The sequence below is a fragment of the Paraconexibacter sp. genome (assembly GCF_059438195.1).
This window is the reverse complement of record NZ_JBLKKY010000093.1, coordinates 1-13,154: the sequence shown is the minus strand read 5'-3', so window position 1 is coordinate 13,154 and position 13,154 is coordinate 1. Positions and strand designations below refer to the sequence as shown.

The following is a 13,154-nucleotide window of genomic DNA, read 5'->3' as shown; positions in this document are numbered from 1 at the left end:
CCTGTTCATCGGCCGCAGGCCGGGCACGGCGCCCGTCCGCTATCGCGCCATCCCCGAGAAGGGGAGCCGGCGCCGCCGCCGCTTCGATCGCGCGCTCGCCCACGCCCTCCTCGCGACGATGGTCCTCATCTCGCTGCTCTTCTGGGGGCCGATCCCCGCCGGCGGCCTCTGGGTGGCCTCGCAGGTGCAGTACCTCACGGACAACGTCGGCCTCGGGATCGCCGCCGGGTTCGGCAGCCTCATCGCCGTCCTCTTCGGCGGGCTCTCGCTCCTCAAGAGGCTCGACCAGGCCTGGATCCTCGTGCGCCGCGCCGGTGGCATCGATCAGCGCACCGGCGTTCTCGGCCGGGTCTTCGGCACGACCGCCGCCGTCGGCGCGGTCGTCTTCGCCGCCTGGCTCCTCCTCTTCGCCGGCCTCGGTCCGCAGCTCGCCCCGACCGGCGGCTGACGCGCGGGCATGGGGCTGCTCGACCGCTACCGCCAGTTCGAAGCGCTCGACGAGGAGGAGGTCAACCGCGGCCTCCGCGCCCGTGCGAAGGCCCGTCGCGAGCAGGCACTCGCGCGCACCGAGCCGCTCGACCTGCGGGCGACGACGTGGCCGGAGTACCCGCCCCACTCGGTCGTCAACGCGATCACCTTCGCGGCCCGGCGCGGCCTCCACTCCTACCTCGACCCGCACGCCGGCGAGCTGCGCGCGGAGCTCTCGCACATCCTCGGCGGCATCGCGCCGGAGCGGATCGTCGTCGGCGACGGCGCCGGGCAGCTCCTCGCGTCCGCCGCGACCGCGCTCATGGCCGACGGCGACGAGCTCGTCACCCCGTGGCCGGGCTACCCGCTGCACCCGATCGTCGCGCGCGCGGCCCGCGGCCGCGCCGTCCCGGTCGAGGGCTTCGCGGTCGATGCGCTCCTCTCCGCCGTCACCGCGCGCACGCGCATCGTCCTCGTCGCGAACCCGAACGACCCCACCGGCGAGCTCCTGGCGACCGCGGAGCTGCGCCGCCTCCTCGACGAGCTGCCGGAGCGCGTCGTCGTCATCCTCGACGAGGCGCTGCGCGACTACGTGGACGCCGAGGAGCGCGACGCCGCGCTCGCGCTCCAGGAGACCCACCCCCGCCTCCTCGTCGTGCGGTCGTTCTCGAAGGCCTGGGGCCTCGCGGGCCTGCGCTGCGGCTACGCGGTCGCCTCTGCGGAGGCCGAGTCGCTCCTGGAGCGCGTCCGTCCGCCGCTCGCCGCCGCCGAGCTCGCGCTCGCCGGCGCGCTCGACGTCGTCCGCCACCACCCTGGGCTCGCCGCGCAGCGGGCGGAGCTCGTCGCCGGGCACCGGCGTGCGCTGCTCGACGCCTTCGAGGAGCGCACGCGCGTGCGCGTCGCTCCGTCGCAGGCGAACGTCCTCTGGCTCGCCGCCGACGGCATCGCCGGCCCCGAGCTCGGCTCCCGGCTCGAGCGCCACGGCGTGCTCGTCCGCTCCGGCGCGCCGCTCGGGGATCCCGACCGCGTCCGCATGACGGTGCCGCACCGTCCCGAGGCCGTCGACCGCGTCGTCGCGGCGCTCGACGCGGCGCTGCGGGCCTAGTCGTCGGCGCTCTGCCGCAGCAGGGCGCCCGTCGTCTGCTCGAGGATCTTCCGCCAGGCGCCGGTCTCCTCCGGCTCCGTGTCGAAGTGGCGCACGACCTTGTTGACGCGCCCGGAGGAGATCTCGATCCCGTGCTTGGCGGCGACGGCGCGGTAGCGCTCGTAGTCCTCGGCGAGCTTGACGGTCACCGACTGGAAGCCGTGGCGGGCGATCTCGACCCGGCTCGTGAAGCTCATGATCGAGGTCTGGAACATGAGCTCGTCGTCGGGCTCGGGCTCGATGAGCACGATGTCGACACCGGGGTAGCGCGCCTCCCACTGCTTCTGCATCTCATGGAGCCGCTGGTGCGCGATGAGCTTGAAGACCTGGTAGCCGATCTGCGGGAAGCCCATGTCGCTGACGTGCTTCGCCCGCGAGCCGAAGAGCGTCGGCGTCCGCTGCGTGAAGTCGTTGACGTACGGGACGAGCGGGTTGATGACGACGACGAACTTCGCGCCCGCCTCGACCGCGATGTCGAGGTTCGTCGTCGAGACGATCCCGCCGTCGATGAACTCGCGGCCACGGATCTTCGTCGGCTTGTAGAGCATCGGCAGCGCGGTGCTCGCGCGCGCCGCCTGCGAGATCGGGATGTCCTCCCAGCCCTCCCCGCCGAAGACGATGCGCTCGCACGTGTCGAGGTCCGTCGCCGGGAGGTACAGCTCGGAGTCCAGCGCGCGGAAGTCGTCGCTGCGGTCGGGATCCGAGAGCACGGTCCGCAGGTAGGACTCGATGCCCGAGCCCGAGTAGAACCCGGACGGCAGGCCCTCCGCGAGCCCGAGGACGACGTCCATGAGGCTCACCTGCCCGAGACGCGGCGCGAGCTCGCGGGCGACCTGCACCGCGCGCAGCGGCATGAGCGCCCCCTTGCGCAGCCACTCGAGAGCGTTCGGGCGGAGCACCTGACCGAGGTCGATGTCCCGGAAGGGCGTCGGCACCTGCTGGTTGACGACCCGCATCATCTCCTCGGGCGTCACGCCGTTGGCCGCGAGCGCGGCGATGACGGAGCCGGCGCTCGTCCCGACGTACACGTCGAACTCGTTCACCGTCCGGTTGACGGAGAGGAGGTCGAGGGCCCGGAGCGCGCCGATCTCGTAGACGCCGCCGGTGAGGCCGCCGCCGCCGAGGACGAGAGCCGTCTTCGAGCGCTTGCGACGCCGCTTGCCCTGCGCTCCGGCCTTCTTCGGACGCGAGCCGCCGGGGTCGAGGGAGACGACCTTGCCCATCGGGCAAGTCTATTCGGCTGTCGCATGCCACCGGCCCCACCTCTATCCTGCCGCCGGCATGCCGTTCACCGTCCAGCGCCTCTCCCGAGCGGCGCGGCTCGCCGGTGTCGCCGCGGCGGGCACGCTCGCCGCCGTGCTCCCCACGGCCCCCGCGGCCGCGTACACCGCCGACGAGCTGAAGTCCTCGCTCTCCGGCACCCATCGTGCCCTGGGCTCCTCCGCGGGCGCGCTCGTCGTCGATCTCGAGACGGGGAAGACGCTCTTCTCGCGCCGCGCGACGACGCACCGGATCCCCGCCTCGAACGAGAAGCTCTTCACGACCGCCGCCGCGCTCCTGCGCTTCGGCCCGAGCGCCCGGCTCGAGACCGTCGTCTACACCCCCGGCGCCGATCCCCGACGGAACGGCACCGTCCCGAACCTCCACATCGTCGGCGGCGGCGATCCCGCGCTCGACGACGCCGCGCTGAAGGCCCTCGTCGCAGACCTCCGCGGCGCCGGTCTGCGCCGGGTGACGGGCAGCGTCCTCGCCGACGAGTCGCTCTTCGACACCCGCCGGGGCGGGCCCGACTCGCGCTACCGGCCCGATCAGTACCTCGGCGGCTGGCTCGGCGCCCTCACGTGGGCCCACGGCCGCCCCGACTACTCGGACGGCCCCGCGCTCAAGGCGGCGGAGCGCCTCCACGCGTTCCTGAAGGACGCGGGGGTGACGGTCGGCCGCTCGCCGCGGGTCCGCGCCCTCCCCCGCGCCGACGCCGCGCTCGAGACGCCGACCGCGCGCGCGGAGTCGCCCACGATGCGCACGCTCGTGCGGACGACGAACCGCCCGTCCGACAACTTCTACGCCGAGATGCTCGCGAAGGGGCTCGGCGCCCGGTACGGCACCGGGGGCACGACGGCCCGCGGGATGTCGGTCGTCCGCCGGACCCTGGAGGACGTGGACGTCGAGCCGCGCAAGCTCCGCGACGGCTCGGGCCTCTCGCGCGAGAACCGCACGAGTCCGCGCGAGGTCATGGACCTCCTCCGCCACATGCACGACCTCCGCCCGCAGGACGACGGCGTCACCGACGTCGACGCGCCCGGTGATGACGTCGGCGCGCAGGCGGCCGCCGACGGCGACCGCGGCGACGGCGGCGCGACCTACGACGCCTGGCGGACGTCCCTCGCGGTCGCCGGCCGCTCCGGGACGCTGCGCAAGCGCATGCGCGACACCGCCGCAGAAGGCCGCTGCCGGGCGAAGACCGGCACCCTGCGCGAGGTGAGCGCCCTCGCCGGCTACTGCGAGACGACCTCCGGACGCGACGTCGCGTTCGTCTTCCTCGAGAACCGCGTCGACACCTACCGCGCGAAGAAGCTCGAGGACCGCATGGTCGCGCGGATCGCCCGCTACGAGGGGTAGCCCCGGCGCCCCGCGCGAGTCACTCCGCCGGCGCGGCGCCCTGCCCGATCGGCACGCCCGGCAGCGCCGTGACGCCGCCGAGGTCGTAGCCGGAGCGCGCGAGCTTCGCCCGGGCCTCCGCCATGCGCGCGAACGCGGCCTGCATCTCGGGGCGCTCGGCGAGGCGCTCCGCGAACCGCGTCGCCGCGGCCCGCGACTCCTCCTCGTCGCCCTTCGCCCCGAGGGTCTCCTCGAACGTCTGCGCCGAGAGGTCGAGAAGGTCGCCGAGGAGCTCGGGACGGCTGAGGTCGCGCACGCCGGCGACGTACTGCGCGTGGGCGTCGGCGACGTTGTCCGGCGGGTCGACCTCCGCGAGCGACGACGCGATCAGCGGGAGCAGCTCGGCCGCGTACGCGCGCGCGAAGGCGAGGCGCTCCTCGGTCGAGGCCTCCGCGCCCGGCTGATCCCCCGCCCGGTCGGCGGCCTCCTTCGCCGACTCCTCGAGCGCCTCGACGAACGAGCGCTCGTACTCGCTGCTGCCGCCGGCCGCCGTCGTGGCGTCCTCGTCGGGGCTGCAGCCCGCGGCGAGGAGGGCGAGACATGCGACGGCAGCGGCGAGGGCGGCTCTCATGAGCGGAATCCTTCCACGCGGGCCGCGCCGGAGGCGTCAGGGAGCGGCTCCCACGGGCCCCTCCCGCGGAAACGCCCCGCCGCGGGTCCTTGCGACCCCCGGCCGGGGCATGCAGACTGATGCTCCGGCATGGCGACGATCGACGACACGGCCCACGCCGCGACGCTCGCAGCACCCCCGCTCGGCGGGCCCCGCGCGCCCCGGATCGCCCAGACCCTCGCGGGCGTCTTCGCGCCCTACGCGAGCCGGCGGCGGCTGCGCTCCCGCTACGGGCCCGTCTTCGAGACGAACGACGCGCTCGTCGGGCGGCTCGTCCACGTCGCCGACCGCGCGCTCGTCGAGGAGATGTTCAAGTGGAAGCCCGGCCAGTACGTCGTCGGCGCGCCGCGGGAGAAGATCATGGGGCCGGTCACGGGCCCGCGCTCGATCCTCCTCCTGGACGGCGACCCGCACCTGCGGATGCGCCGCCTCATGCTGCCGCCCTTCCACGGCGAGGCGATCGCCGGCTACGAGCAGCAGGTGACCGACATCGTCGACCGCGCGATCGACCGCTGGGCGCCCGGCGAGACGATCCGGACGCGCGGCGTCGGCCAGGACGTCACGCTCGAGATCATCATCCGCGTCGTGTTCGGCGTGAACGACGCCGAGCGCGTCGCGCGGCTCACCGCCCTCCTCCCGCGGCTCTCGGGCGTCAATCCGCTCCTCATGCTCGTGCAGCGGGACCTCGGGCCGCTGCGCGTCTGGTCGCGCTTCCTCGCCCTGCGGGACGAGATCGACGCGATGCTCTTCGACGAGATCGCCCGTCGGCGCACATGCGACGAGGACGCGTCCTCGGACGTGCTCGCGCTCCTCCTCGCGACGCGCGACGAGAACGGGCTGCCGCTGAGCGACGAGGAGCTGCGCGACGAGCTCATCACGATCCTCCTCGCCGGGAACGAGACGACCGCGACCCAGGTCGGCTGGACGTTCGAGCGCCTGCTGCGCACCCCGTCGGCGCTCGCGCGGCTCACCGACGAGGTGCGCTCCACCGGCCCGGGCGTCTACCTCGACGCGACGATCAAGGAGTCGCTGCGGCTCCGGCCCGTCGTCCCCGAGGTCTTCCGGATGCCCTCCGAGGAGATCGAGCTCGGCGGCCACCGGTTCGCTGCCGGCACGCAGCTCTGCGCCTCGATGTACCTCGTGCAGACGGACCCCGCGCTCTACGGTCCCGACCCGATCGCCTTCCGGCCGGAGCGCTTCCTCGAGGGCGCCCCCGAGCCGTATTCGTGGGTCCCGTTCGGCGGCGGGGTGCGCCGCTGCCTCGGCGCCGCCTTCGCGGAGCTCGAGATGCGCGTCGTCATCGCGCGGATCCTCCAGCGGGCGACGCTCGTCGCCCCTCGCCGCCGACCGGAAGCGGCGCGGTTCGCGGGCGTCACCGCCATCCCGACGCGGGGCGGCGAGGCCCGGATCACCGAGGTCCGCGGGCGCGACGGCTGACGGGACGGGCGCGGCGCTGGACGACCTCGGCACGCCGCTGTCGTCGCGTCCCGACCCGCGAGAGCGGCCGGCCGGGCCCGGGTGGCCTCGCGGCCCCGGGCCCGGTCACCGGCTCTCGTCTACGAGGGACCCCTGACGACCTCGCACGCCGCGGTCGTCGTGTCCACCCCCGACGCGGTGAGGCACCTGTCGGGCGCGCCGTCCCCGCCGTCGAGGTGATCGTCTCCGGCGGCGCCGCTCAGGCGATCGACGCCGGCACCTCCGAGAAGCGTGTCGTCGCCGGCCGCCCCGGCGAGGTGGTCGTCACCGGTCCCGCCTGCGAGATGGTCGTTCCCGGCGCTGCCGGCCAGGTGGTCGTCACCCGCGCCGCCGCAGATGACGTCGTCACCGGCGCCCCCCGCGATCTCGTCGTCGCCGCCGAGGCCGTCGATGACGTCATCGCCGGACGTGCCCTCGAGGACGTCGTCGCCCGACGTGCCGACGATCGTCGCCGGAAGCCCGTTGCAGCCGGCGCTGACGGTGAGGCTCACCGTCGCGACGTTCGAGTCGGCCGCGCCGTCGTTCGCCTTGTAGGTGAACGAGTCGGCGCCCACGTAGCCCTCGACGGGCTGGTACGTGAAGGAGCCGTCGGCGTTGAGCGTCAGCGTGCCGTGTGACGGACCGCCCACGAGGACGGCGGTCAGGCTGTCGCCGTCGGCGTCCGTGTCGTTGCCGAGGACGCCCGGGGCCGTGACGACGAGCGGCGTGTCGGAGCCCGCGTGCGAGTAGGCGTCGTCGACCGCGACCGGCGCCGCGTTGTCGGCGACGTAGGTCTTGAAGGCGAGATCGCGCGAGCCGATCGCCGGCCAGCTCGTGGACGGCGGGGACGACGGCGAGAGGTAGGCCGCGCCGTTCACGTAGGGATCGGTGTCCTCCGAGATGCCCCACGTGTAGAGATCGGCGCCGCTGGTGTACGCGACGATCGCGTACGTCGACCCGGTCGTCACGGCCATCGGTGACGAGAGCGGCACCTCGACCCAATCGCCCGTGTCCGTGATGCTCGAGCCCGGCACCGTCTCGGTCGCCAGCACGGTCGTGCCGGGCACACCGCCGACGACGTTCCGCATCTCGAGCGTGACGTCGGCGGTCGCGGTCCCGCGGATGTCGCGGAGATGGACGTCGACCTTGTCGAGGCTGCCGGTCATCCCGGCCGTGAACTTCTGCGCGGGGCTCACGCTGCGGCCGTCGGGCTCGTCGGGGCCCCCGACCGGCATGAGCAGCGAGGACACACCTGTCTGCGATTGATCGAGCGTCCCGGCGGCTGCCGTCGCGGGGACGGCGAGCGCCGCGATGGCGACGAGGGCGAGAGCGCGACCGCGAGGGGTCCTCCGGCGCGCCCTGGTCGGTGAAGAGAACATCGGGCCTCCTTCTGGGAACAGCGGCTGGCGACCACCGTCCCATCACCGGCCCGTCGGCGGCATCCGTAATCGTCCGCGCCCCGATGGGGGATGAGTTCCGAGGCTCTCCTCAGAACAGCGTCTGCTGTCGCGGGACCTCGGGAGCCGGCAGACGCGCTCGCGGCGCCTCGCCCTCGAAGCGCTCGAAGCGCCCCGCGCGGCGGCCCTCCTGACGCTGTCCGAGAAGTCCCGCGAGACGCGCCTTCTCGGCCGCCGGGAGGTACGCGCCACGCGCGTAGAGCCGCTCGTAGCGCTCGACGAGGTCGGGCCGCTCGCTGCGCAGCCAGTCCATGAACACGTCGCGGACCTCGCCGCGGAGGTGGAGGCCGATGCCGCCGATGCTCGTCGCGCCGGCCTCGGTCGCGAGAGCGAGGATCTCCTCGACCTGCCTGGGGTCGTCGTTGATGCCGGGCATGAGCGGCGCGACGAGGACCCCCGTCGGGATCCCCGCGCGATTGAGCTCGGCGACCGCCTCGAGCCGCGCCCGCGGGTTCGGCGTGCGCGGCTCGGTCGCCCGCCACGCCTTCTCGTCGATCGTCGGCACGCTGAGGTTCGCGTGGACGTCCGTCACCGCGGCGATCTCCTTCAGGAGGTCGAGGTCACGCAGGACGAGCGGCGACTTCGTGAGCACCGAGCACGGCGTGCGGCTGTCCCGGAGCGCCGCCCAGACGCCGCGCATGAGCCGATAGCGCCCCTCCACCCACTGGTACGGGTCGGTGTTGGTCCCCATCGCGACGTGCTCACGCGCCCACGACGGCCGCGAGAGCTCGGCACGCAGCACGTCGGGGACGTTCACCTTCACGACGATCTCGCGCTCGAAGTCCCGCCCCGCGTCGAGGTCGAGGAAGCGGTGCGTGTCGCGAGCGAAGCAGTAGGTGCACGCATGCGCGCAGCCCCTGTAGGGGTTGACCGTCCACCGGAACGGCATGCGCGACGCGCGGGGGACGCGGTTGAGCGCGCTGCGCGCGTGGACCTCGTAGAAGCGCGTGTCGAGAGCCTCGGGCGCGTCGAAACGCCGGACCGTCGGAGGGGCTTCGAGGCTGCTCCAGCGCACGAACACACGTTCGCACACGGGCAGGACGGACGCGCTACTCGGCGGGGCGGTCGCCGTCCCCGCCCGGCGGCTCCTCGCCCCGCAGCAGCGCCTCGAGGCCGGCCTCGTCGACCACCTGCACGCCGAGGCGCTCGGCCTTCTCGAGCTTCGAGCCGGCCGCCTCGCCGGCGACGACGTACGACGTCTTCTTCGACACCGACGAGGTGACGCGGCCGCCCGCGGCGAGGATCCGCTCGGTCGCCTGCTCGCGCGTGAGCGTGGGCAGCGTCCCCGTGAGGACGACCGTCGCGTCGCTCAGCGGGCCCTCGCCCGGAGGCGGCCCCTCCTCCTCGAACCGCAGACCCTCGGCGCGGAGGTCGGCGATGAGGGTGCGCATGTCCTCGTGCGCGAGCTGGTCGTGGATCGTCTGCGCGCCGATCGGCCCGATGCCGGGCGTCGCCTCGATCTCCTCCGCGCTCGCGGCCATGAGCGCGTCGATCGAGCGGAAGCGCTGCGCGAGGTTGCGCCCCGTCACCTCGCCGACCTCCTCGATCCCGAGCGCGAAGAGGACGCGGCCGAACGGGCGCTCCTTCGACGCCGCGATCGCGTCGACGATGCGACGCGCGCTCACCTCGCCGAACCCCTCGAGCGCCTCGATCGGCTCGGACTCGAGGCGGTAGAGATCCCCGGCGGTCTTCACGAGCCCCTTGTCCATGAAGAGCGCGACCTGCTTCTCCCCGACGCCGTCGATGTCCATCGCGCCGCGCGAGACGAAGTGCTTGAGGAGCTGCCACTGCCGGCCCGGGCACTCGCGGTTGGGGCACTTCGTGAAGACGTGCCCCTCGGGCTTCACCGTGTCGGTGCCGCAGACCGGGCACCGGGCCGGCGGCCGTGGCGGATCGGCGCGGTCCGGGCTCTCGGCGGCGTGCGGGGCGGGCGAGATGACCTGCGGGATGACGTCGCCGGCGCGGAGCACGATGACCTCGTCGCCCGGGCGGAGGTCCTTGCGCGCGAGGTCCTCCTCGTTGTGCAGCGTCGCGAGCTTCACCGTGACGCCGCCGACGTGGACCGGCTCGAGGACGGCGAACGGATGGAGGTCCCCGAACTTCCCCACGTTCCACGAGACCTCGTGCAGGGTCGTCACCGCGGTGGTCGGCGGGAACTTCCAGGCGATCGCCCAGCGCGGGTCGCGGCCGACGACGCCGAGGCGACGCTGCAGCTCGTGGTCGTCGACCTTGACGACGACGCCGTCGATCTCGAAGTCGAGCGTCGCGCGGCGCTCCTGCCAGTCGAGGCACTGGGCGATGACGGCCTCTTCGTCGTCGAGCGCCGTGATCCCCTCGTTGATGGGGAAGCCCCGCTCGCGAAGCCAGTCGAGCGCGGCGGCGTGGCCCTCGACCTCGAGGCCCTCGTGGGCGCCGACGCCGTAGGCCCACATCGACAGCGGTCGCTGCGCCGCGAGCTTCGGGTCGAGCTGGCGGATCGTGCCCGCGGCGCTGTTGCGCGGGTTCATGAACGTCGAGAGCCCCTCCTCCGCGCGGCGCTCGTTGAGCGCCTGGAAGTCCGGGAGACGCATGTAGATCTCGCCGCGGACCTCGACGAGGGGCGGGGCGTCCTCGATCGTGAGGGGCACCTGGCCGATCGTGCGCAGGTTGTGCGTGACGTCCTCGCCGACCTCGCCGTTGCCGCGGGTCGCGCCGCGCTCGAGGACGCCGTCGCGGTAGACGAGCGAGATCGCGAGGCCGTCCACCTTCGGCTCGCAGACGAAGCGGAAGGCGGGATCCTCGATGCCCTCCCGAGCGAGGTGGTTGCGCATCCGCTCGACCCACGCGCGCAGCTCCTCGGCGCTCCGCGCGTTCGCGAGCGAGAGCATCGGCTGGAGGTGACGGACCTTCTCGAGCTTCGAGATCGGCTCGCCGCCGATCCGCTGCGTCGGCGAGTCCGGCGTGACGATGTCGGGGAACGCCGCCTCGATCGCCCGCAGCTCGTCGAGCATCGCGTCGTAGACGTCATCGCCGATCTCGGGGTCGTCGAGGACGTAGTAGCGGTGCCCGTGGTAGGCGAGCTGCTCGCGGAGCTCATCGGCCCGCGCGGACGCCGCGTCGCGGTCGTCGGGGACGTCGAAGCGCTCCGACGGCGCGCTCACTCCCCGCCGACCTCCCGGGACGCCGGCTCGAGCAGCCGCGAGAGGTCGTGCATCGTGAGGTCGCCGATGCCGTCGTGCTGCGTGAGGTCGAGGTGGATCGGCGTCACGGCGATGCGCCCCGCGTGGACGGCGGCGAGGTCGGTCCCCGGCTCGTCCTCGAACCCGGGGTCGCTGCCGTAGATCCAGAACCGCTTGCGCCGCCCCTCCTCGTCCTCGTCCTCGAGCTGGAGCTGGTCGCGGTAGATGCGCTTGCCGAGCCGCGTCACCTCGACGCCGTGCGGCTCGCCGGCCGGGATGTTGACGTTGAGGAGAGTCGCGGGCGGGAGCGGGATCGCGTCGAGCTCGGCGACGATGCGCGCCACGAACGCCGCGCCGACGTCGAAGCCGAACGTCCTGCCGAGGCGGAAGTCCATCTCGCGGTCCTCGGACTGCTGGGAGGCCGCGATCGCGGGCAGCCCGAGGATGAGGCCCTCCATCGCGGCGGCCACCGTCCCCGAGTAGGTGATGTCGTCGCCGAGGTTCGAGCCGTGGTTGATGCCGCTGAGGACGACGTCCGGCATGAAGCCCTCGACGAGCCCGAGCGACGCGAGCCGCACGCAGTCGACGGGCATGCCGTCGGTCGCGAAGCCGTGCGTGCCGTCGTCGAAGTCGACGCGCTCGACGACGAGCGGCCGGCGGATCGTGATGCCGCGGCCGACCGCGGTCCGGTTGCGGTCGGGGGCGATGACGACGACCTCGACGCCGGGCGTGGCGACGAGCGCGCGACGCAGCGCCTGCAGGCCCTCGGCCTCGATCCCGTCGTCGTTGGTGAGAAGGACGCGCACGGACAGGGGAACCTAGTACACGTGGCCGTTGGTCCCGCCCGGGGCACCGGAAGGCATCGTCGTGGCTGACGCGTTCGGACGGCGCAGTGCGTGCCGGTGGCACGTGCCAGTCGTCCGGGCGGGTCAGGCGCGGCGAGGCGTCCGGGGGTCCCGCGGGACCTGCGGCTGCGGGTACGAGCGATCGGGGTAGTCGATCCGCTCGAGGGTGAGGCCGTGCGGCGGCGCGGTCGGCCCCGCGTCGCGGCGGTGCGCCCCCTCGAGGAGAGCAGCGAACGACGCGAGGTCGCGCCGGCCGCCGGCGACCTCCAGCATCGTGCCGACGAGGATGCGGTTCATGTGGCGCATGAACGCGTCGGCGCGGATCGTGAAGTCCAGCCCGTCGGGGACGTCCTGCCATGCGGCCGCGAGGACGACGCGGTGGAAGTGGACGTGGTCGGTGATCGTCGGCGTGAACGCCGTGAAGTCGTGGCGGCCGGGCAGGAGCGCGGCGCACTCGTCGAGCAGGGCGCGGTCGACGCGGTGCGGGTTGTGGAGCGCCACGGCGCGGACGAAGACCGGCGGGGCCGCCCGCGTCACGACGCGGTACCGATAGGCCCGCGAGACGGCGTCGCGCCGCGCGTCGAAGCCCGGCGCCGCCTCCTCGCAGGAGAGGACGGCGACGTCGGGCGGCAGCAGCGCGTTGAGCGCGCGCACGGCGACCGGCTCGCCCTCGTACGACGCGACCTGCCCCGAGGCGTGGACGCCGCGGTCGGTGCGGCCGCCGACGGTGAGCGTGACGTCGTGGCGGGCGAGGACGGCGAGGGCGCGCTCGAGCTCGCCCTGGACGGTCCGCAGTCCCGGCTGGCGCGCCCAGCCGGCGAAGTCGCTGCCGTCGTACTCGATCAGGAGGCGCGCCGTCGTCACGAGCCGGCGCGGATCGCCTCCGCGTAGGCGAGGCGGCGCGCCTCGTCGAGGACCGCGAACGTCACCCGCTCGACGACGGCTTGGACGGCGAGAGCCTCGCGGACCGCGCGGACGGCGACTGGGGCCGCGAGCTCGACCGGATAGCCGTAGATCCCGGTGGAGATCGCCGGGAACGCGAGCGTCCGGGCGCCGCGCTCCGCCGCGAGCTCGACGGAGCGCCGGTGGGCGGAAGCGAGGAGGTCGGCCTCGCCCCGCGCGCCGCCGTGCCAGACCGGCCCGACGGCGTGGACGATGTGCCGGGCGGGGAGCCCGTGACCGGCGGTCGCCTTCGCGTCCCCGGTCGCGCAGCCGCCGAGGCGCCGGCACTCCTCGAGGAGCGCCGGACCGGCGGCACGATGGATCGCGCCGTCGACGCCGCCGCCCCCGGCGGCGTCGACGGCGCAATTGTCAAATGTTGTGGATAGGGCGATGAAGGGTGATCAGGCGGCGACCTTC

At 73.9% G+C, this 13,154-nt stretch carries 12 protein-coding genes; 4 read left to right on the top strand and 8 right to left on the bottom strand.

The window, feature by feature from the left end:
- Positions 1-448, top strand: a 448-nt coding sequence (locus tag ACME2J_RS20590; RefSeq protein ID WP_495546823.1) for a hypothetical protein, incomplete at its 5' end; no start/stop codon positions are given.
- A 9-nt stretch (positions 449-457) separates the two neighbouring features.
- Positions 458-1,573: a pyridoxal phosphate-dependent aminotransferase gene (locus ACME2J_RS20585; RefSeq protein ID WP_495546822.1), complete on the top strand. Its 1,116-nt coding sequence runs from the start codon at positions 458-460 to the stop codon at positions 1,571-1,573.
- Here ACME2J_RS20585 and ACME2J_RS20580 read toward each other — a convergent pair.
- A complete protein-coding gene (locus ACME2J_RS20580; protein WP_495546821.1) occupies positions 1,570-2,835 on the bottom strand; it encodes a patatin-like phospholipase family protein in 1,266 nt (421 codons plus the stop codon). The two genes, ACME2J_RS20585 and ACME2J_RS20580, sit on opposite strands and share 4 nt — an antisense overlap.
- Before the next feature lie 58 nt (positions 2,836-2,893).
- Between ACME2J_RS20580 and ACME2J_RS20575 the strand changes: the two genes are divergently transcribed.
- Entirely contained in the window at positions 2,894-4,231 is a 1,338-nt protein-coding gene (locus ACME2J_RS20575; protein ID WP_495546820.1) for a D-alanyl-D-alanine carboxypeptidase/D-alanyl-D-alanine-endopeptidase, read from the top strand.
- 19 nt (positions 4,232-4,250) lie between these two features.
- Here the strand turns inward: ACME2J_RS20575 and ACME2J_RS20570 are convergent, their stop codons facing one another.
- Positions 4,251-4,841, bottom strand: a complete 591-nt coding sequence (locus tag ACME2J_RS20570; protein WP_495546819.1) for a hypothetical protein — start codon at positions 4,839-4,841, stop codon at positions 4,251-4,253.
- 129 nt (positions 4,842-4,970) lie between these two features.
- Between ACME2J_RS20570 and ACME2J_RS20565 the strand changes: the two genes are divergently transcribed.
- A complete protein-coding gene (locus ACME2J_RS20565; RefSeq protein ID WP_495546818.1) occupies positions 4,971-6,317 on the top strand; it encodes a cytochrome P450 in 1,347 nt (448 codons plus the stop codon).
- A 119-nt stretch (positions 6,318-6,436) separates the two neighbouring features.
- Here the strand turns inward: ACME2J_RS20565 and ACME2J_RS20560 are convergent, their stop codons facing one another.
- From ACME2J_RS20560 to ACME2J_RS20535, 6 genes are all read right to left on the bottom strand, one after another.
- Entirely contained in the window at positions 6,437-7,714 is a 1,278-nt protein-coding gene (locus ACME2J_RS20560) for a cadherin-like domain-containing protein (RefSeq protein WP_495546817.1), read from the bottom strand.
- A 109-nt stretch (positions 7,715-7,823) separates the two neighbouring features.
- Positions 7,824-8,807, bottom strand: coding sequence for a radical SAM protein (locus ACME2J_RS20555; RefSeq protein ID WP_495546816.1), 984 nt, complete (start codon positions 8,805-8,807; stop codon positions 7,824-7,826).
- Between the two features lie 34 nt (positions 8,808-8,841).
- Entirely contained in the window at positions 8,842-10,932 is a 2,091-nt protein-coding gene (gene ligA, locus ACME2J_RS20550) for an NAD-dependent DNA ligase LigA (RefSeq protein WP_495546815.1), read from the bottom strand.
- Positions 10,929-11,756: a 5'/3'-nucleotidase SurE gene (surE, locus tag ACME2J_RS20545; protein WP_495546814.1), complete on the bottom strand. Its 828-nt coding sequence runs from the start codon at positions 11,754-11,756 to the stop codon at positions 10,929-10,931. The genes ligA and surE overlap by 4 nt, the downstream gene beginning before the upstream one ends.
- Positions 11,757-11,879: 123 nt before the next feature.
- Complete coding sequence (truA, locus tag ACME2J_RS20540) at positions 11,880-12,659, bottom strand: tRNA pseudouridine(38-40) synthase TruA (protein WP_495546813.1); 780 nt, start codon at positions 12,657-12,659, stop codon at positions 11,880-11,882.
- Complete coding sequence (locus ACME2J_RS20535; RefSeq protein ID WP_495546824.1) at positions 12,656-13,129, bottom strand: macro domain-containing protein; 474 nt, start codon at positions 13,127-13,129, stop codon at positions 12,656-12,658. Before ACME2J_RS20535 ends, truA begins: the two co-directional genes overlap by 4 nt.
- Positions 13,130-13,154 lie beyond the last annotated feature (25 nt).

Coding starts and splice junctions, on each gene's coding strand:
- ACME2J_RS20565 (WP_495546818.1), top strand. CDS start 4,971: ATGGCGACGATCGACGACACGGCCCACGCCGCGACGCTCGCAGCACCC.
- ACME2J_RS20570 (WP_495546819.1), bottom strand. CDS start 4,841: ATGAGAGCCGCCCTCGCCGCTGCCGTCGCATGTCTCGCCCTCCTCGCC.
- ACME2J_RS20575 (WP_495546820.1), top strand. CDS start 2,894: ATGCCGTTCACCGTCCAGCGCCTCTCCCGAGCGGCGCGGCTCGCCGGT.
- ACME2J_RS20585 (WP_495546822.1), top strand. CDS start 458: ATGGGGCTGCTCGACCGCTACCGCCAGTTCGAAGCGCTCGACGAGGAG.
- ACME2J_RS20580 (WP_495546821.1), bottom strand. CDS start 2,835: ATGGGCAAGGTCGTCTCCCTCGACCCCGGCGGCTCGCGTCCGAAGAAG.
- ACME2J_RS20560 (WP_495546817.1), bottom strand. CDS start 7,714: ATGTTCTCTTCACCGACCAGGGCGCGCCGGAGGACCCCTCGCGGTCGC.